Source organism: Modestobacter sp. SYSU DS0657 (genome assembly GCF_054050925.1).
Genome location: NZ_JBJHAG010000004.1, coordinates 61,168 through 79,218 on the forward strand (window position 1 = coordinate 61,168; position 18,051 = coordinate 79,218).

General features: G+C 76.5%; 18 protein-coding genes and 1 riboswitch. Of the genes, 11 read left to right on the forward strand and 7 right to left on the reverse strand.

What is annotated here, in order from left to right:
- Nucleotides 1-60 precede the first annotated feature (60 nt).
- A complete protein-coding gene (locus tag ACI79A_RS04365; protein ID WP_457080310.1) occupies nt 61-1,560 on the reverse strand; it encodes an alanine/glycine:cation symporter family protein in 1,500 nt (499 codons plus the stop codon).
- Complete coding sequence (locus ACI79A_RS04370; RefSeq protein ID WP_457080312.1) at nt 1,560-2,000, reverse strand: universal stress protein; 441 nt, start codon at nt 1,998-2,000, stop codon at nt 1,560-1,562. Before ACI79A_RS04370 ends, ACI79A_RS04365 begins: the two co-directional genes overlap by 1 nt.
- A 167-nt stretch (nt 2,001-2,167) precedes the next feature.
- Between ACI79A_RS04370 and ACI79A_RS04375 the strand changes: the two genes are divergently transcribed.
- Nucleotides 2,168-2,653: an FKBP-type peptidyl-prolyl cis-trans isomerase gene (locus ACI79A_RS04375; RefSeq protein ID WP_457080314.1), complete on the forward strand. Its 486-nt coding sequence runs from the start codon at nt 2,168-2,170 to the stop codon at nt 2,651-2,653.
- A 5-nt stretch (nt 2,654-2,658) separates the two neighbouring features.
- Here the strand turns inward: ACI79A_RS04375 and ACI79A_RS04380 are convergent, their stop codons facing one another.
- Nucleotides 2,659-3,219, reverse strand: a complete 561-nt coding sequence (locus ACI79A_RS04380) for a hypothetical protein (RefSeq protein WP_457080316.1) — start codon at nt 3,217-3,219, stop codon at nt 2,659-2,661.
- A gap of 218 nt (nt 3,220-3,437) precedes the next feature.
- Nucleotides 3,438-3,513, forward strand: a riboswitch (cobalamin riboswitch).
- A gap of 53 nt (nt 3,514-3,566) precedes the next feature.
- Here ACI79A_RS04380 and cobN point away from each other — a divergent pair.
- From cobN to ACI79A_RS04395, 3 genes are all read left to right on the forward strand, one after another.
- Nucleotides 3,567-7,199 (forward strand): cobaltochelatase subunit CobN, encoded by a 3,633-nt coding sequence (gene cobN, locus ACI79A_RS04385; RefSeq protein WP_457080318.1) that lies wholly within the window; start codon nt 3,567-3,569, stop codon nt 7,197-7,199.
- 188 nt (nt 7,200-7,387) lie between these two features.
- Entirely contained in the window at nt 7,388-8,467 is a 1,080-nt protein-coding gene (locus tag ACI79A_RS04390) for a WD40/YVTN/BNR-like repeat-containing protein (protein ID WP_457080320.1), read from the forward strand.
- A 10-nt stretch (nt 8,468-8,477) separates the two neighbouring features.
- Nucleotides 8,478-8,762 (forward strand): MoaD/ThiS family protein, encoded by a 285-nt coding sequence (locus ACI79A_RS04395; RefSeq protein WP_457080322.1) that lies wholly within the window; start codon nt 8,478-8,480, stop codon nt 8,760-8,762.
- Nucleotides 8,763-8,765: 3 nt separating this feature from the next.
- Here the strand turns inward: ACI79A_RS04395 and ACI79A_RS04400 are convergent, their stop codons facing one another.
- The 3 genes from ACI79A_RS04400 to ACI79A_RS04410 are packed head-to-tail and all read right to left on the reverse strand — an operon-like array spanning nt 8,766 to nt 10,671.
- Nucleotides 8,766-9,539 (reverse strand): adenosylcobinamide-GDP ribazoletransferase, encoded by a 774-nt coding sequence (locus ACI79A_RS04400; protein ID WP_457080324.1) that lies wholly within the window; start codon nt 9,537-9,539, stop codon nt 8,766-8,768.
- A complete protein-coding gene (gene cobU / locus ACI79A_RS04405) occupies nt 9,536-10,108 on the reverse strand; it encodes a bifunctional adenosylcobinamide kinase/adenosylcobinamide-phosphate guanylyltransferase (protein ID WP_457080326.1) in 573 nt (190 codons plus the stop codon). The genes ACI79A_RS04400 and cobU overlap by 4 nt, the downstream gene beginning before the upstream one ends.
- Complete coding sequence (locus ACI79A_RS04410) at nt 10,105-10,671, reverse strand: histidine phosphatase family protein (RefSeq protein WP_457080328.1); 567 nt, start codon at nt 10,669-10,671, stop codon at nt 10,105-10,107. Before ACI79A_RS04410 ends, cobU begins: the two co-directional genes overlap by 4 nt.
- Nucleotides 10,672-10,733: 62 nt before the next feature.
- Between ACI79A_RS04410 and ACI79A_RS04415 the strand changes: the two genes are divergently transcribed.
- Both ACI79A_RS04415 and ACI79A_RS04420 read left to right on the forward strand, forming a co-directional pair.
- The gene (locus ACI79A_RS04415) at nt 10,734-11,531 is read left to right on the forward strand and encodes an oxidoreductase (RefSeq protein WP_457080330.1); all 798 of its coding nucleotides are present in this window, start codon (nt 10,734-10,736) and stop codon (nt 11,529-11,531) included.
- A gap of 96 nt (nt 11,532-11,627) precedes the next feature.
- Nucleotides 11,628-12,617, forward strand: a complete 990-nt coding sequence (locus ACI79A_RS04420) for an aldo/keto reductase (RefSeq protein WP_457080332.1) — start codon at nt 11,628-11,630, stop codon at nt 12,615-12,617.
- A 47-nt stretch (nt 12,618-12,664) separates the two neighbouring features.
- On the opposite strand, the gene ACI79A_RS04425 is transcribed toward ACI79A_RS04420, so the two are convergent.
- Nucleotides 12,665-13,513: an HAD family hydrolase gene (locus ACI79A_RS04425; protein WP_457080334.1), complete on the reverse strand. Its 849-nt coding sequence runs from the start codon at nt 13,511-13,513 to the stop codon at nt 12,665-12,667.
- Nucleotides 13,514-13,638: 125 nt separating this feature from the next.
- Between ACI79A_RS04425 and ssd the strand changes: the two genes are divergently transcribed.
- The 5 genes from ssd to ACI79A_RS04450 are packed head-to-tail and all read left to right on the forward strand — an operon-like array spanning nt 13,639 to nt 17,909.
- Complete coding sequence (ssd, locus tag ACI79A_RS04430) at nt 13,639-14,730, forward strand: septum site-determining protein Ssd (protein ID WP_457080336.1); 1,092 nt, start codon at nt 13,639-13,641, stop codon at nt 14,728-14,730.
- Nucleotides 14,727-15,182, forward strand: a complete 456-nt coding sequence (locus ACI79A_RS04435; protein WP_457080338.1) for a hypothetical protein — start codon at nt 14,727-14,729, stop codon at nt 15,180-15,182. Before ssd ends, ACI79A_RS04435 begins: the two co-directional genes overlap by 4 nt.
- Nucleotides 15,179-16,339 (forward strand): TadA family conjugal transfer-associated ATPase, encoded by a 1,161-nt coding sequence (locus ACI79A_RS04440; RefSeq protein ID WP_457080340.1) that lies wholly within the window; start codon nt 15,179-15,181, stop codon nt 16,337-16,339. The genes ACI79A_RS04435 and ACI79A_RS04440 overlap by 4 nt, the downstream gene beginning before the upstream one ends.
- A complete protein-coding gene (locus ACI79A_RS04445) occupies nt 16,336-17,136 on the forward strand; it encodes a type II secretion system F family protein (protein ID WP_457080342.1) in 801 nt (266 codons plus the stop codon). The genes ACI79A_RS04440 and ACI79A_RS04445 overlap by 4 nt, the downstream gene beginning before the upstream one ends.
- Complete coding sequence (locus ACI79A_RS04450; RefSeq protein WP_457080344.1) at nt 17,133-17,909, forward strand: type II secretion system F family protein; 777 nt, start codon at nt 17,133-17,135, stop codon at nt 17,907-17,909. The genes ACI79A_RS04445 and ACI79A_RS04450 overlap by 4 nt, the downstream gene beginning before the upstream one ends.
- Nucleotides 17,910-18,051 lie beyond the last annotated feature (142 nt).

An 18,051-nucleotide genomic window follows, 5' to 3' on the forward strand; every position in this document is an offset into this window, starting at 1 on the left:
TGCGGGCGGCTCCACCCCGTCGTCGGCGGGCCGACAGCCCCCGCTCGGGGCGGTTCGTCCTCAGCCGCGTTCGGTGACCGGCACGAGCTCGCCGTCGGCCAGCCGCCGGCGGTAGCCGAAGATCTCCGCCTTCACCACCCTGGCCATGATGTAGAGCCCGATGATGTTCGCGAACGACATCGCGAAGATCATGCTGTCGGAGAAGCCGATCACCGCGTCCAGCGTCGACGATGCGCCGATGACGACGAAGATGCAGAAGACGACCTTCCAAGCCCGGTCGACCAGCGTCGACTCGCCGAACAGGTAGGTCGCCGCCTTCAGCCCGTAGTAGCTCCAGGCGAGCATCGTGGAGTAGGCGAAGAGGATCACCGCGACGGCGAGCACCACCGGGAACCACGACGCGACCGTCGCGAACGCCGCCGACGTGGTCTGCACGCCGGCGTCGCTGGCGTCATCGGCCCAGGTGCCGGTGATCGTGATCGCCAGCGCGGTCATCGTGCAGATGACGACGGTGTCGATGAACGGCTCCAGCACGGCCACGTGGCCCTCGCTGGCCGGTTCGTTGGTCTTCACCGCCGAGTGCGCGATCGCCGCCGATCCGAGGCCGGCCTCGTTGCTGAAGGCGGCCCGGCGGAACCCCTGGATGAGGACGCCGACGACGCCGCCGAAGCCGGCCTCGGGGCTGAACGCCTGGGAGATGATCGCCCAGATCGCCGAGGGGATCTCGGTGAGGTTGAACAGCAGCACCAGCAGGCAGGCGATCACGTAGAAGACCGCCATGAACGGCACGATCTTGTCGGTGACCCGGGCGATGCTGCGGATCCCGCCGATGATCACCGCGCCGACCAGCAGCGCGAGCACCAGCCCGAACACTGCCCCGGCGGCGCCGCCGCCCAGCGGGCCGTCGGCGCCACCGGTGACCGACTGGGCCTGGCTGAAGGCCTGGTTGGACTGGAACATGTTCCCGCCACCGACCGCCCCGCCCAGGGTGAAGATGCAGAAGGCGACGGCGAGCACCTTGCCCAGGCCGCCCATGTTCTTCTCGGCCAGGCCGCGCCGCAGGTACCACATGGGCCCGCCGGAGACCCGGCCGTCGGGGAAGACGTTCCGGTACTTCACCCCGAGCGTGCACTCCACGCCCTTGGTGCACATGCCGACCAGCCCGGCCACGATCATCCAGAAGGTGGCGCCCGGCCCGCCGAGGGACAGCGCGACGCCGACCCCGGCGATGTTGCCCAGCCCGACGGTGCCGGAGACGGCGGTGGCCAGCGCCTGGAAGTGGGTGACCTCCCCGGCGTCCGCGGGGTCGTCGTACCGGCCGCGGATCAGCTGGATGGCGTGGCCGAAGGCGCGGAACTGGAACCCGCGCAGGTAGATGGTGAAGAAGATGCCGGCCGCCACCAGCCACACGACGATCAGCGGCAGCTCGACACCCTCGTCGATGAAGTCGAGCGGCACCGCGTAGAAGACGATGCCCTCGATCCAGCCGGAGATCGGGGCGAAGAAGTCGTTGACCGACTCGTCGAACGTGGCGGCGTGCACGGCTGCGGGCGTCGTCATCACGGCACCACCAGGACGGGGACGGGGGAGAGCTGGATGAGGCTGCTCGGCGTGGAGCCGAACAGCAGCGTGCGCACCCGGCTCTGCCCGACCCGGCCGACGATGATCCAGACCGCGTCGTGCTCCCGGGCCAGGGCCACCAGCGTCTCGGCCGGGTGACCGTGCCGGACGACGCCCGCCAGCTCGAGGTCCCCGTGCGCCGCCGACAGCCGGGCCGTCACCGGCTCGAGCACCCGCTCCCGCGCGGCGGTGGCCTCCCGCTGCTTCTCGATCGCGCGGCGTTCGTTCTCCTCGGCGCTGCTGAACGCGTAGGGCGACCACGGCACCACGCAGGCCAGCACCAGCCGTAGGTCGTGCCGCCCGGCGGCCTCCGCGGCGGCGTCCGCCGCGCGTCCGCTCGCCTCGCTCCCGTCGAGCCCGACGATGATCGATCTGGACACTGCTGGACCCCCAGCCGTCACGGACGTTGCCGGAAAGCTAGTGGCCCGCCGGGCCTCCGGCCATCCGGAGGCCCGACGCTCACGGTGTGTGGTGTGCTGGGGACCCGCCGTCCCGCCGGCCCGTCGAACGGCGCCCCCGACCGAGCCGTGCTCGCCCTGGAGACCACATGCACCGCCGCACCGTTCCCGCCGCGTTCCTCGCGCTCGGCCTGTCGCTGTCCGCCTGTGGCGGGGACGAGGAGCCGGCGAGCCTGGCCGCCCAGATCAGCACCGACCTCGCCGAGGCCCCGGACGTGCCGGCCTCCGAGGAGTCGGCCCCCGACGAGCTGGTGATCGACGACGTCGTCGTCGGTGACGGGGCCGAGGCGACCGAGGGGTCGACCGCGGAGGTCAAGTACGTGGGCGCCCTCTACGAGGACGGCGAGGAGTTCGACTCCTCCTGGAGCCGCGGGGAGGGCTCGACGTTCCCGGTGCCGCTGGGCCAGGGCGCGGTGATCGAGGGGTTCGAGCAGGGCATCGAGGGGATGCAGGTCGGCGGCCGGCGGGTGGTGGTCATCCCCAGCGAGCTCGGCTACGGCGCGCAGGGGGCCGGGACGACGATCCCCGGCGACGCGACCCTCGTGTTCGTCATCGACCTCGTCTCGGTGTACTGACCCCGCTACCGGTACCACTCGGAGAGCCGGGTCAACCGGTCCACGCGCTGGCTGACCAGCTGCCGGCCGTCGGCGGCGACGGCCTCCGCGGTCGGTGGCTGCCTGCCGCCCCAGACCACCACCAGGTGGCCGTGCCGGGGTACCGGGATCTCCCGCGGGCCGACGAGGACCCGGTCGACCGCCGAGCTCGCCCGCAGCACGGCGTAGGAGACGTACCGGGCGCCCCAGGGCATCAGCCGGCCGGCGCTGCGGTTCGCCGAGCCGCCGCCGGTCCACCGGAGGTGACCGCCCTGGGTCACCGCGTCGGGCCGGCCGGCCAGGTCCTCGTCCTCCAGGCCGCTCCCGCCGCCGCCCAGCACCACCCACTCCTGCCCGCGTCGCACGAGGGCCCAGGTCTCCTCGGCCACGTAGCCGACGCTTCGCCGGGCGAACATGGTGCAGGCGACGTCGCCGTCGACGTCCACCGCCAGCGGGGCGAACCGCCGACGACGGCTGAGCGCGGGCGGCGCCTCGGGGAGCCCGCGCTCGATGAGCGCGAGGCTCTCCGCGAGTGCGTCGTAGGCCACCGCCGCAGGCTAGGGGCGGGCGCGCGCCGGGGACAGCGGGTTCAGCACGGTGCCGTACCTCGCCAGCCGGGGGCGTCGGCCGGAACCCGCCGCTGCGAGCTCGGGGTGGCCAAGGACCGGGTGTCGGCGCTGGGCTGCTGGCGGCCACCTGACCGCGCCGTCCACCCGGCCCGCCGGCGTCCCCGGTAGCGTCTGCCGCACATCACGGCAGCGCGCGCGGAAGCCGGTGCGAACCCGGCGCGGTCCCGCCACTGTGTGCCCCGTCCCGCTGGTCGGCCGGGGTGAGCCAGACACCGCGGCTGCCGTGTCCGACGACCCGGGGCGCGGACCCCGAGGGAGGCACTGCCTTGAGCTCTCGCACCTTCACCCTGCTCTCGACGAGCGACACCGACCTGTTGAGCGCCCGGTCCAGCGCGGCCGACTGGCGGCTGGGCAACCCGGCCCGGCTCGGCGCCGACGGGATGGTGGACCTGGCGGCCGGCAGCGACCTCGTCGTCGTCCGGATCCTGGGCGTACGTCGCCAGTACGAGGAGATGCTCGCCCCCCTGCTCGCCGGGCCGGCTCCGGTCGTCGTCCTCGGCGGCGAGAACGTGCCGGACGCCGAGCTGATGGAGCTCTCGACCGTGCCGATGGGCGTGGCGACCGAGGCGCACGGCTACCTGGCGCAGGGCGGGCCGAGCAACCTCGAGCAGCTGCACCGCTTCCTCGGCGACACCGTGCTGCTGGAGGGTGAGGGCTTCGAGGCGCCGTCGGTCGCGCCGGAGTGGGGCGTGCTGGAGCGGGAGTCGCGGGGGAGCGGCCCGACCGTCGCCGTCCTCTACTACCGGGCGCACCACCTGTCCGGGAACACCGGCTTCGTCGAGGCGCTCTGCACCGCGATCGAGGACGCCGGCGGCCGTGCGCTGCCGGTGTTCACCGCCTCGCTCCGCACCGTCGAGCCCGGCCTGGTCGAGTTGCTGCGCACCGCCGACGCCCTGGTGGTCACCGTGCTGGCCGCCGGCGGGTCGAAGCCGGCCACCGCGCAGGCCGGCGGGGACGACGGCGCCTGGGACGTCGGCGAGCTCGCGGAGCTCGACGTCCCGGTCGTCCAGGGGCTGTGCCTGACCAGCTCCCGCGCCGACTGGGCCGCCAACGACGACGGGCTCTCCCCGCTGGACGTCGGCAACCAGGTCGCCATCCCGGAGTTCGACGGCCGGCTGATCAGCGTGCCGTTCTCCTTCAAGGAGACCGACGCCGACGGGCTGACCTCCTACGTCGCCGACCCCGAGCGGGCCGCCCGGGTCGCCGGGACGGCGGTCGCGCACGCCCGGCTGCGGCACACCCCGCCGGCCGAGCGCCGGATCGTGGTGATGCTGAGCGCCTACCCGACCAAGCACGCCCGGATCGGCAACGCCGTCGGGCTGGACACCCCCGCCTCGGTCGTCCGGCTGCTGGCCGCGATGCACGGTCAGGGCTACGACATCGGCCCGTTCGACGGCCCCGACGCGCTGCCCGGCGTCGCCGACCTGGACGGTGACGCGCTGGTGCACGCGCTGATCGCCGCCGGCGGCCAGGACGAGAACTGGCTCACCGAGGAGCAGCTCAGCGGCAATCCGGTGCGGATCCGCGCCGCCGAGTACCGCCGGCACTTCGACTCGCTGCCGGCCGAGCTGCGCGAGGCGATGGAGGAGCACTGGGGGCCCGCGCCGGGGTCGCTGTTCGTCGACGGCTCCGGTGACGACCAGGCCATCGTCTTCGCCGCGCTGCGCGCCGGGAACGTCGTCGTGATGGTGCAGCCGCCGCGCGGCTTCGGGGAGAACCCGATCGCGATCTACCACGACCCGGACCTGCCGCCGTCCCACCACTACCTCGCCGCCTACTGGTGGCTGCGCAGCGTCTTCGGCGCGCACGCGATGGTGCACGTGGGCAAGCACGGCAACCTGGAGTGGCTGCCCGGCAAGACCGTCGGGATGTCGGCGGCCTGCGGCACCGACGCCGCGATCGGGGACCTGCCGCTGGTCTACCCGTTCCTGGTCAACGACCCGGGCGAGGGCACCCAGGCCAAGCGCCGGGCGCACGCGACCCTGGTCGACCACATGGTGCCGCCGATGGCCCGCGCGGACTCCTACGGCGACATCGCCCGGCTGGAGCAGCTGCTCGACGAGCACGCCAACATCGCCGCGATGGACCCGGCGAAGCTGCCCGCCGTCCGGCAGCAGATCTGGACGCTGCTGCAGGCGGCCAAGCTCGACCACGACCTGGGCCTGACCGAGCGGCCCGAGGACGACCACTTCGACGAGATGATCCTGCACGTCGACGGCTGGCTCTGCGAGATCAAGGACTCCCAGATCCGCGACGGGCTGCACGTGCTCGGCACCCCGCCGTCGGGGCAGGACCGGGTCGACCTGGTGCTGGCGATGCTGCGGGCCCGGCAGATCTGGGGCGGCGCCGTGGCGCTGCCCGGGTTGCGCCAGGCGCTCGGGCTCACCGAGGACGGCACCGCCGGGCTGAAGGAGACCGACCGGGTCGAGGCGCAGGCCGAGGCGCTGGTGGCCGGGATGGAGGAGCGCGGCTGGACCGCCTCGGCCATCGCCGACGTCGTCAGCGGCGTGCTCGGCACGCAGGACGACGACGTCACCGCCGTCCTGCGGTTCGCCGTCGAGGAGGTCGTGCCCCGGCTGGAGCGCACCACCGACGAGCTGGACATGACGCTGCACGCCCTCGACGGCGGCTACGTGCCGGCCGGGCCGTCCGGTTCCCCGCTGCGCGGGCTGGTCAACGTGCTGCCGACCGGGCGGAACTTCTACTCGGTCGACCCGAGGGCGATCCCCTCCCGGCTGGCCTGGGAGACCGGGTCGGCGATGGCCGAGTCGCTGCTCGACCGGTACCGCGCCGACCACGACGGGCAGTTCCCGCCCTCGGTCGGGCTGTCGGTGTGGGGCACCTCGGCGATGCGCACCGCGGGCGACGACGTCGCCGAGATCCTCGCCCTGCTCGGCGTCCGGCCGGTCTGGGACGAGGCGTCGCGGCGGGTGACCTCGCTGGAGCCGATCGACCTCGACGAACTCGGCCGGCCGCGGATCGACGTCACGGTGCGGATCTCCGGCTTCTTCCGCGACGCCTTCCCGCACGTGGTGACCATGCTCGACGACGCCGTCACCCTGGTCGCCTCGTTGGACGAGTCCGACGACCAGAACTTCGTGAAGGCGCACGCCGACGCCGACGTCGCCACCCACGGCGACCGGCGGCGGGCCACCACCCGGGTGTTCGGCTCCAAGCCCGGCGCCTACGGGGCCGGGCTGCTGTCGCTGATCGACTCTCGGAACTGGCGCGGGGACGCCGACCTGGCCGAGGTCTACGCGGTGTGGGGCGGCTACGCCTACGGTCGCGACCTCGACGGCGTGCAGGCCCGCCCGGACATGGAGGCCGCCTACCGGCGGATCGCCGTGGCGGCGAAGAACGTCGACACCCGCGAGCACGACATCGCCGACTCCGACGACTACTTCCAGTACCACGGCGGCATGGTCGCCACGGTGCGCGCGCTGACCGGCTCCTCGCCGGAGGCCTACATCGGCGACTCCACCCGGCCCGAGCAGGTGAGGACCCGGTCGCTGGTCGAGGAGACCTCCCGGGTGTTCCGCGCCCGGGTGGTCAACCCCAAGTGGCTGGCCGCGATGCGCCGGCACGGCTACAAGGGCGCCTTCGAGCTGGCCGCCACCGTCGACTACCTGTTCGGCTATGACGCCACCACCGGCGTCGTCGCCGACTGGATGTACGAGAAGCTCGCCCAGACCTACGTGCTGGACCCGGAGAACCGGGAGTTCATGGAGCAGTCGAACCCCTGGGCGCTGCACGGCATCGCCGAGCGGCTGCTGGAGGCGGTCGACCGCAAGATGTGGGCCGAGCCGGACCCGGCGCTGCTGGCCGAGCTGCAGCAGGCGTACCTGGACACCGAGGGCGACCTGGAGGGCGGGGAGACCCCGGCGCAGCAGCCGGTCTGACCTCCCGCTCGCCGCCCGTCCCGCTCGCCGCCCGTCCCGTTCGCCTCCGGCAGGCAGGGTCCCACGGAGCTTGTGCTCTGCTCACCCCCGGTGAGCAGAGCACAAGCTCCGTGGGACCTCGCTCGCGGTCTCGGGAGGATGCGTCGCCGGGCCGATGACTTCGTCGGTCCCCGGCGGTCTACTGGTGCATGGCGACGACTCTGCTGGCGATCGGCACCCGCAAGGGGCTCTGGCTCGCGACGAGCGCGGACCGACGGACCTGGTCCCTCTCGGCACCGCACTTCCTGATGACCGAGGTGCCGAGCATCGGCATCGACGTCCGCGGCGGGCGCACCCGGGTGCTGCTCGGCGTCCGCTCGGAGCACTTCGGCCCGACCGTCGTCCACTCCGACGACCTCGGCGCCACCTGGACCGAACCCGAGGGCGGTGCGATCCGGTTCCCCGCCGACACCGGTGCCGCGGTGGAGCGGATCTGGCAGCTGCACCCGGACTCAGCCGACCGGCCCGGGGTGGTGTGGGCCGGCGGCGAGCCGATCTCGGTGTGGCGCTCGGACGACGGCGGCGAGCACTTCGAGCTCTGCCGCGGGCTGTGGGACCACCCGCACCGCGCCGAGTGGGGCGCCGGCTACGGCGGGGCGGCCGCGCACTCCGTCGTCCCCGGGCCCGACGGCACGGTGCACGTGGCGATGAGCACCGGCGGGGTCTACCGCACCCGCGACGGCGGGGCCTCGTGGCAGCCGCGCAACGCGGGCATCTCCGCCTACTTCCTGCCCGGGCCGGCACCGGAGTTCGGCCAGTGCGTGCACAAGATCGCCCGGGACGCCGCGGTGCCCACCCGGCTGTACGCGCAGAACCACCACGGGGTGCACCGCTCCGACGACGACGGCGACACCTGGACCTCGACCGCCGGCGGGCTGCCCTCGGACTTCGGCTTCGTGATGCTGGCCGACCCGCGCCGCGGCGGGCGGATCTGGGTGGTGCCGCTGGTCGCCGACGGCCGGCGGATCCCGCCGGACGGGCGGCTGGCGGTGCACCGCAGCGACGACGCGGGGGAGACCTGGCAGGAGCTGACCGCAGGGCTGCCGACCGACGAGTACAACGCGGTGCTGCGCGACGCCGCCTGCGTGGACGCCGGCGACCCGGTCGGCGTCTACGTGGGCACCCGCGGCGGGGAGGTGTACGCCAGCGCCGACGCAGGGGAGTCGTTCACCCAGGTCACCGGGCACCTGCCCGACGTGCTGTGCGTGCGGGCCGCGGTGCTGCCGTGAGGGGGCCGGCGTGACGGTCCGGGTGCTGCTGCCGCGCGTGCTGGCCGACTGCACCGGCGGGCGTTCCTCGGTCGCGCTCGACCTCCCGGCCGAGGCCACCGTCGGTGCGGTGCTCGACGCGCTGGCCGCCGAGCACCCGGTGTTCGGCCGGCGGGTGCGCGACGAGACCGGCGCGCTGCGCCGCTTCGTGAACGTCTACGTCGACGGCGAGGAGGTGCGCCGGCTGAGCGGCCTGGCGACGGTCGTCCCACCCGGTGCGGAGGTCATGGTCGTGCAGTCGGTCGCCGGCGGGTGATCCTCAGCCGAGGAGCAGCGCGGTCGCCAGGAGCGTGACCGTGGCGGCCACCTCGCCCATCGCGCCCATCACGTCGCCGTTGACCCCGCCCAGCCGGCTGCGGGCCCGGGAGAGGAGCGCCTCCGACGCCCCCAGTCCGGCGGCGACGGCGGCGACCAGCACGAGCGCGGCGACGGGGCCGTCACGGCCGGCGAACAGCGCGCCGCCGGTGACCGCCGCGGCCGTGAGCAGCGCCGCGCCGGCCAGCCACGGCCGGGACACGGTGCCGGCCACCGCCTGGCCGAGGGAGGACCCCTCGGCGATCGGCACCCCCGGCAGTCCGGTGCGGGCCATCGCCAGCCGGGCGGTGAGGGTGGCCGCCGGCAGCGCCAGCCAGCCGCCGTCCACCGTGAGCAGGTGCGCCAGGCAGGCGACCTGGAGCAGCAGGGTGAGCACCAGGGTGGCGACGCCGAACGGGCCGACGTCGCCCGAGCGCATCACCTGCAGCGCCCGCTCCCGGCCGCGCAGCGGGCCCAGCCCGTCGGCGGTGTCGGCCAGCCCGTCCAGGTGCAGCCCGCGCGTGGCCACGGCGAGGACGACGACCCCGAGCACCGCGCCCACCAGCGGACCCGCCGCGCGGTCGGCGGCCCAGGCGACGGCGGTGGCCGCCGACCCCAGCACCAGCCCGACCAGCGGCGCCCACGGCAGCGCGCCGCGCACCGACCCGACCGGCGGCATGCGCACCGCGCTGAGCAGGGAGAACGCCTCGACCGGCCCCGACCACCAGCGGCGGCTCATCGCAGCCGCTGCGGCAGCCCCGCGACGACGAACCACACCTCGTCCGCGGTGGCGGCCAGCCGCTGGTTGACCGAGCCCAGGGTGTCGCGGAACAGCCGCCCCGCGCGGGTCTCGGGCACCACGCCCAGGCCGACCTCGTCGCTGACCGCGACCACGTGGGCCGGCGTCATCACCCAGTTGTTGACCAGCGCGTCGCAGCGGCCGGCCAGCCGGTCCAGCGCGGCCTCGGCCCGGCGCCGGTCGGCGGCGTGCGCGCCACCGACCTCCGCGCCGTCGTCGGCGGTGCCCCAGACCCCGGTCTCGTCCATGAGCGCGGCCACCCAGGTGGTGATGCTGTCGACCAGCACCGCGCCGCCGCGGACCAGCTCCGAGGGCATCGTGGTCTCCAGCGTCGTCCAGCCGACCGGCCGGCGGGCCCGGTGCGCCGCGACCCGCTGGGCCCACTCGGCGTCGCCGTCGGACACCTGGCTGGTGGCCAGGTAGGTGACGTCGTGCCGGCCCTCCAGCAGCTGCTCCGCGTAGGCCGACTTGCCCGAGCGGGAGCCGCCCAGCACCAGGACCCTGCTCATCGGACGAGCTCGAGCGTGGTGACCGTGCCGTTGTGCGGGGTGACCACCGGCATCTCCGCGGGGCCCAGCCCGGCGGCGACGGCCTGCGCGGCGCGGATCGTGTCGCCGTGGGTGACCAGCGCGACCACCTCCGCCGGCGGGTCCGCGGCCAGCCGGGCGAGGAGGGCGGCCACCCGGGCGTGCAGCTGGGCGAGGCTCTCCCCCCCCTCGGCCGACCAGTGCACGTCGGTCCAGTCGACGACGTCCCACAGCTCGCGCGAGGGGCGGCCCTCCAGCACGCCGTAGCCCTGCTCGCGCAGCTCGGGGGTGGTGGTGACCGGGAGCCCGGTGGCCGCGGCGCAGTGCTCGGCGGTCTGCACCGCGCGCAGCAGGTCGCTGGAGAGCAGGGCCCCCGGTCCGGTGCCGGCGGCGGCGCGTGCGGCCAGCTCGGCGGCGGCCGCAGCGGCCTGCCGGTGGCCCAGCTCGGTGAGCGGCACGTGCGCGGTCTGGCCCTGCATCAGGCCGGCGGCGTTCCACTCGCTCTGGCCGTGCCGGACGAGCAACAGGGTGAGCGGTGCGGCCATGGTCTGGGCAGCGTAGGACGTCGGCGGAGGACGCCGGCCGCCGGACTCGTACCGTCGTCGCCGTGACGATCCCGCTGCGCCCCGGCGCCGGCCGCGCCGCCGCGCCCGCCGCTCGCCCGACCGGCCCCGATCCGCTGGCCCCACTGCTCGGGCTGCCGGGGGTGGCCGCCGCGGCGGAGGACGCACGGGCCGCGGTCGACCGGCTGCTCGGCCACCGGGTGCTGCGGCGGGAGTCGGCGGGGGTGAGCGCCGAGTCGGCGCTGCGCGGTGCCCGGGCCTCGGCCGCGGTGGAGGGCACCGACGTGCCGCTGCCCGCCGTCCGCGCCGGGGAGGTGGACGACCCGGTCGTGCAGGGCTCGCTGCGGGTGTCGGTGGGGCTGGGGTCGATGGTGGAGACCTGGCAGCGTGCGCCCGGCCAGGTGCTCGCCCGGCTGCACGTGCTGGCCGCGGCCGACCTCGCCGACCCCGACCGGCTGGGCCGCCCCCACGGCGCGGCCGGTCCGCGGCTGGGCGGGCTCTTCTCGATCATCACCGGCGCGACGACGGTGCCGGCGGTGGTGCTTGCCGCCGTCGTGCACGGGGAGCTCGCCGCGCTCGCCCCGTTCGGCACCCAGGACGGCGTGGTGGCCCGCGCCGCCGGGCGGCTGGTCGGCATCACCCGGGGGCTGGACCCCAAGGCGGTCTCGGTGCCCGAGGTGGGGTTCGCCGAGCTGGGCCGGGACGGGTACGACACCGCGCTGGCGGGGTACCGGTCCGGCGGTCCGGACGGCGTCGCAGGCTGGCTGGTGCACTGCTGCCGGGCCACCGAGCTCGGCGCCACCGAGGGCCTGGCGATCTGCGAGAGCCTGCTCCGCGGCTGAGTGAGGCCCCCTCATCCCCACCGCTCGCGAGCTCGGCTGGGCCCCGGAGGAGCCCATGACACTGCGGCGATCGCGCTGGGCGTCGAGACTGGGTGGATGCACTTCCTCGAGGTCGACGGTCTGGGACAGGTCAGCCGGGTCGGACTGGGCACCTGGCAGTTCGGCTCCCGTGAATGGGGTTACGGCGACGAGTACGCCGGAGGAGCGGCGCGGGACATCGTCCGGCGGGCCCGGGAGCTCGGCGTCACGCTGTTCGACACCGCCGAGGTCTACGGCTTCGGCCGCAGCGAGAAGATCCTGGCCGAGGCCCTCGGCGCCGACCGGGCCGAGGTGGTCGTCGCCAGCAAGGTCTTCCCGGTGGCGCCGTTCCCGGCGGTGGTGCGCAACCGAGCGGCCGGGAGTGCCCGCCGGCTGGGGCTCGAGCGGATCCCGCTCTACCAGGTGCACCAGGCCAACCCGCTGGTGCCGGACTCGGTGATCATGCCGGGAATGCGCGCTCTGCTCGACGACGGTGTGATCGGTGCCGTCGGGGTGTCCAACTACTCCCTGGAGCGCTGGCAGGCCGCCGACCGCGCGCTGGGCAGCCCGGTGGTGAGCAACCAGGTCCAGTTCTCCCTGGCGCACGCCGGGCCGCTGGCCGATCTGGTGCCCTTCGCCGAGCGGGAGGACCGGGTGGTCATCGCCTACAGCCCGCTCGCCCAGGGCCTGCTGGGCGGCCGGTACTCGGCCGACCACCGCCCCGGGGGCGTCCGGGCGATGAACCCGCTGTTCGGCACGGAGAACCTGCGCCGGGCCGAACCGCTCCTCCACCTGCTCCGCGACGTCGCCGCCGCCCACCAGGCGAAGCCGGCCCAGGTGGCCCTGGCCTGGCTCCTCGGCCTGCCGCAGGTGGTGGTGATCCCGGGGGCGTCCAGCGTCGAGCAGCTCGAGTCCAACGTGGCGGCCGCCGAGCTGGAGCTGACCCCGGCGGAGCAGCAGGCGCTGACCGCCGCGGCGCAGGAGTTCCAGCCGGTCTCCACCGGCCGTACGGTCCTGGACCAGGTGCGCGCGAAGGTGACCGAGGTGCGCGCCCGCGTGGGCGGCTGAGTCCTCGGGGCGGGGGCGGCGGCAGCGCCGGGGCCGGATCGGCCGGTTCAGGCGCCGCGGCGTCGGCCGCGCCCGTCCGGTGGGGTGACCACCGGCGGGGCCGCGTCCCCGGGGGAGAGGGCGCGCAGCGCCCGCCGGCGGGCGTACCACGCCAGCCCGGCCACGGCGGCGCCCACGGCGGCGCTGGTCACCACCGGCGTCCGCCCGCCGAAACGCGACCGCAGCGTCACCGGGCGGGTGAACGTCAGCACCGGCCAGCCGCGCTCGGTGGCGGCCCGGCGCAGCCCCCGGTCGGGGTTGACGGCCGTGGGGTGGCCGACCGCCGCCAGCATCGGCAGGTCGGTCACCGAGTCGCTGTAGGCGAAGCAGTCGGCGAGGTCCCAGCCCTGCTCCGCGGCGATCTCCCGCATCGCGGCGGCCTTGTTCTCGCCGTAGGCGTAGAAGTCGATCTCGCCGGTGTACCGGCCGTCGACGGTCACCATCCGGGTGGCCACCACCCGGTCGACGCCGAGCATCTCGCCGATCGGGCCGACCATCTCCGCCCCGCTGCTGGAGACGATGACGATCTCCCGGCCCGCGGCCCGGTGCGCCTCGATCAGGTCGGCGGCCTCGGCGTAGATCAGCGGGTCGACGACCTCGTGCAGCGTCTCGCGGACGATGTCGTGCACCACCGCGACGTCCCACCCGGTGGTCATCGCGGTGATCTGGCGGCGCATCCGCTCCATCTGGTCGGCGTCGGCGCCGGCGAGGGAGAAGACGAACTGCGCGTAGGCGCCCTTGAGGACCGCCCGGCGGTTGATCAGCCCACCCTGGAAGAACGGTCGTCCGAAGGCCAGGGTGCTGGACTTCGCGATGACCGTCTTGTCCAGGTCGAAGAACGCCGCGGCGCCGGTCACGTCCTCCACGGTAGGGGGATCGGCAGCCCCGCCGTCCAGGCGCACCGCCGTCCACACCCCGAGGGGTCATCCACAGTTCGCCGGCACGACTTCCGGACCGGCTCCGGTAACGGTGCGCTGGCCCGGTGCCTGTTGCCCCGCGCCGCGCCGGCGCCCTCCCGTCCGACCGCCGCCCCGTCGTCGCCAGCACCGACGAGACGCTCCTCGACGACCTGCTGGGGGTGCTCGCCGCCGCCGGTGCCACCGCCGAGCTGACCACCGGCGGGCCGGCGCTGCGCCGAGCCGCCCGCGACGCCCCGTTCGTGCTCGTGGGAGCCGACCTGGTCGACAGCGCAGCGGTGCGCGCGCTGCCCCGGCGGCCGGGCCTGCTCGTCGTCACCGGCAGCGAGCCCGCGCCGGAGGTGTGGGCCGCGGCGGTGGAGCTGGGCGCCGAGCGGGTGGTGGTGCTGCCCCGCGACGAGGCGTGGCTGCTGGAACGGGCCGCGGCGGCGGTCCGCGCTCCCGCCCGGCCGGGCTGGCTGGCCGTCGTGGGCGGCGCCTGCGGTGGGGCCGGGGCGAGCACGCTGGCGACCGCCCTCGCGGTCGCCGCCCGGGCAGCCGCGGCCGACGAGGTGCTGCTGGTCGACGGCGACGGCTGGGCGGCGGGGCTGGACCTGCTGCTGGGCGCCGAGCGATCACCCGGCCTGCGCTGGCCCGAGCTCTCCGGGCTCAGCGGCCGGGTGTCCGGCGCCGCCCTGGTGGCCGCGCTGCCCGAGGCGCACGGGGTGGCGGTGCTCTCCGCCTCCCGCGAGCACCCCGAACCGGTCCCCGCCGACGCGCTCCTGGCCGTGGCCCGCGGATCGCGGGACAGCGGTCTGGCCGTCGTCGTCGACCTGCCCCCGCACGACGCGGCGGCCGAGCAGGTGCTGGCCACCGCCGACCTCGCCGTGCTGGTGGTGCCGGCCCGGCTGCGGGCCGCGGCCGCCGCCCGGACGCTGCTGGAGTCGCCGGCCGGCGCCTGGTCCACGGCGCTGCTGGTGAGCCGGCCGGTGCCCGGCGGGCTGACCCGCGCGCAGGTGGCCGACGTGGTGGGGCGGCCGGTCTTCGCGGAGCTCGCCGCCGACCGGGCCGCCGTGGTGCGCAGCGAACGGGGTGAGCCGCCCTCGGTCGCCGCCCGGGCCCCGCTGGGTCTGGTCAGCCGCCAGCTGCTCGGCCGGCTGCCCGGGCGGGCGGCATGACCGGCGCCCCGGCCGCCCCGCTCATCGACCGGGTCCGCTCCCGGCTGGCCAGCGTCCCCGGCACCGGCGTCCCCGGGGCCGCCACCGTCGCCGCCCTGGTCCGGGAGGAGACCGGCGGCCTGCTCGGCGACCGGGCGGTGCTGGCCACCGCCGACCTCGCCGTGCTGGTGGTGCCGGCCCGGCTGCGGGCCGCGGCCGCCGCCCGGACGCTGCTGGAGTCGCCGGCCGGCGCCTGGTCCACGGCGCTGCTGGTGAGCCGGCCGGTGCCCGGCGGGCTGACCCGCGCGCAGGTGGCCGACGTGGTGGGGCGGCCGGTCTTCGCGGAGCTCGCCGCCGACCGGGCCGCCGTGGTGCGCAGCGAACGGGGTGAGCCGCCCTCGGTCGCCGCCCGGGCCCCGCTGGGTCTGGTCAGCCGCCAGCTGCTCGGCCGGCTGCCCGGGCGGGCGGCATGACCGGCGCCCCGGCCGCCCCGCTCATCGACCGGGTCCGCTCCCGGCTGGCCAGCGTCCCCGGCACCGGCGTCCCCGGGGCCGCCACCGTCGCCGCCCTGGTCCGGGAGGAGACCGGCGGCCTGCTCGGCGACCGGGCGGTGCTGGACGCCGTCCGGCTGGCCACCGACGAGCTGGCCGGTGCCGGCGCGCTCGAACCGCTGCTGCGCCGCCCCGGGGTCACCGACGTGCTGGTCAACGGGCCGGACGAGGTGTGGGTCGACTGCGGCAGCGGTCTGGAACGGGCCGACGTCCGGTTCCCGGACGAGGCGGCGGTGCGGCGGCTCGCCGTCCGGCTCGCGGCCTCGGCGGGGCGGCGGCTGGACGACGCCGCCCCCTGGGTCGACGCCGGGCTGCCCGACGGCACCCGGCTGCACGCGGTGCTGGCACCGGTCGCCGCCGGGGGCACCTGCCTGTCGCTGCGGGTGCTGCGGCGGGCCGCGCTGTCCTTCGGTGACCTGCACGCGCGCGGCGCCTTCCCCGGCGCGGCCGCCGACCTCCTGCGGGCGGCGGTGCGCCGCCGCCCGGCCTTCCTGGTCACCGGTGGCACCGGCACCGGCAAGACCACGGTCCTGTCCGCGCTGCTCGGCCTGGTCGATCCCACCGAGCGGGTGGTGCTGTGCGAGGACGCGCCCGAGCTCGCCCCCGCCCATCCGCACGTGGTGCGCCTGCTGACCCGGCCGCCCAACGTCGAGGGCGCGGGCGCGGTCACCCTGCGGGACCTGGTCCGGCAGGCGCTGCGGATGCGCCCGGACCGGCTGGTGGTCGGCGAGGTGCGGGGCGGGGAGGTGGTCGACCTGCTGGCCGCGCTCAACACCGGGCACGACGGCGGCTGCGGCACGGTGCACGTCAACCGGGCCGCCGACCTGCCCGCCCGGCTGGAGGCGCTCGGCAGCACGGCCGGCCTGGACCGCGCGGCGGTGCACAGCCAGGCCGCGGCCGCGCTGGCGCTCGTCGTCCACCTGCGCCGCGGGCCGGGCGGGCGGTCGGTCGACGAGCTGGGCGTCGTCCGGCGGCGGGGCGACCTGATCGAGGTGGTGCCGGGCTGGCGGGCCGACGGCGGGGAGTGCGCCGCCCGGACGGAGCTGGCCGGGCTGCTCGACTGCCGGGTGCCCGGATGAGCGCGCCGGCCCTGCTGTGCCTGGCGGCCGCGCTGCTCGCCTGGCCACCGGCGGCCGGTGCGGTGCGGCGACTCGCACCGGGGCCGCGTCCGCGGTGTCGGCTGCCCGACCCCGGCTCGGTGGCGCACCGGTGGGCCCTCCGATCCGGGCCGGCGGTCGTGGCGGGCGCCGGCGGACTGCTGCTGTCCACGCCGGTGGTCGCGGTCCTCGCGGCGGTCTGCGCAACCGCCGGGGCGCGGGTGGTGCGGAGCAGGGCCGGGGCGCGTGCCCAGGACCGGCGCACCCGGGCGCTGGCGGAGGCGCTGGGCGTGCTGGTCGCCGAGGTCCGGTCCGGACGGCCGCTGGCCGAGGCCGCCGGCGCCGCGGCGGCGGGCTGCCCGGACCCGGCCACGGCGCGGGTGCTGGAGCCGGTGCTCCGGCTCGGGGAACCGCCACCGGAACGGCCGGGTGACCCGCTCGGTCCGGCGCTGCTCCGGCTGGCGGCGGCCGTCCGGCTCAGCGGGCGCACCGGGTGCTCGCTCGCCGCCGTCGTCGGCGCGGTGGAGGACGACCTGCGGGCGCGGCTGCGCACCGCGGCCGAGCTCCGCTCCGCGGTGGCCGGGCCGCGGGCGAGCGCCACCGTGCTGGCGGGCCTGCCGGTGTTCGGGCTGCTGATGGGCGCCGGCGTCGGAGCCGACCCGTGGCGCGTGCTGACCACGACCACGCCGGGCACCGTCCTGCTCGTGCTGGGCGTGGGGCTGGAGGTGGCCGGCCTGGCCTGGTCGGCCCGGCTGGTCGGCCGGGTCGTGCAGGGATGACCGGCGCCGCGCAGGCCGCGGTGGCGCTGGCCGCGGCGCTGCTGGTCTGGGTGCCGCCCGACGCCGCCCGTCGGGCCCGGATCCGGGCGGTGACCGAGCCGCCCGGTGAGGGCTCAGCTGCACCGGGACCCGGCGGCCGGCTGCGCCGGGCGACCGGGGCCCGGGCAGGGGGTCCACCGGGCCCGGCGCGGCGACGGGTCGAGGCGGCGGCGGGTGCGCTGGCGGTCTTCGCGCTGCTCGGTGGCGGGCTCCCGGGCGCGGTCGGGGCGCTGGTCACCGGCGGAGCGCTGGACCGGGTGCTGCGCCGCACGGGGAACGAGCCGGGACGCGCCGGTGCCGCCCAGGTGCGCGCCGATCTACCGGTGGCCTGTGACCTGCTGGCGGTCTGCCTGGCCGCGGGGACGCCGGTGGGGGAGGCGCTGGCCGCGGTCGCGGGCTCGGTGCCCGGACCGCTGGGCGACCGGCTGGCGCGGGTCGCGGCGCTGTACCGGCTGGGGGCGACGCCGCAGCGCGCCTGGGCCGGGGCCGGGCCGCCGGTCGATGCGCTGGCCCGGGCGGTGGTGCGCGCCGGGGAGTCCGGTTCGTCGGTGGTGCCGGCCCTGCAGCGGCTGGCCGTCGACCTCCGCGGCGACGAGCGGGTGCGGGTCGACGCCGCCGTCCGGCGGGCGGGGGTCTGGGTGCTCGCCCCGCTCGGCCTGTGCTTCCTGCCCGCGTTCCTCTGCCTCGGCGTCGTCCCGCTGGTGCTGGGCATCGCCGCGGACGTCTTCCGCTGAGGCACGGCCGGCCCCTGCCCCGCCGGCCGGTGTCCACAGCGGGGCCCGATCTCCACAGTCCCGGCGAGCGTCTGGGCGGGGACCCGGCGGATCGGGAGGGTCGGGGCGACGGGCCGAGAGCCGGCCCGCGGGAGGGAGCGAG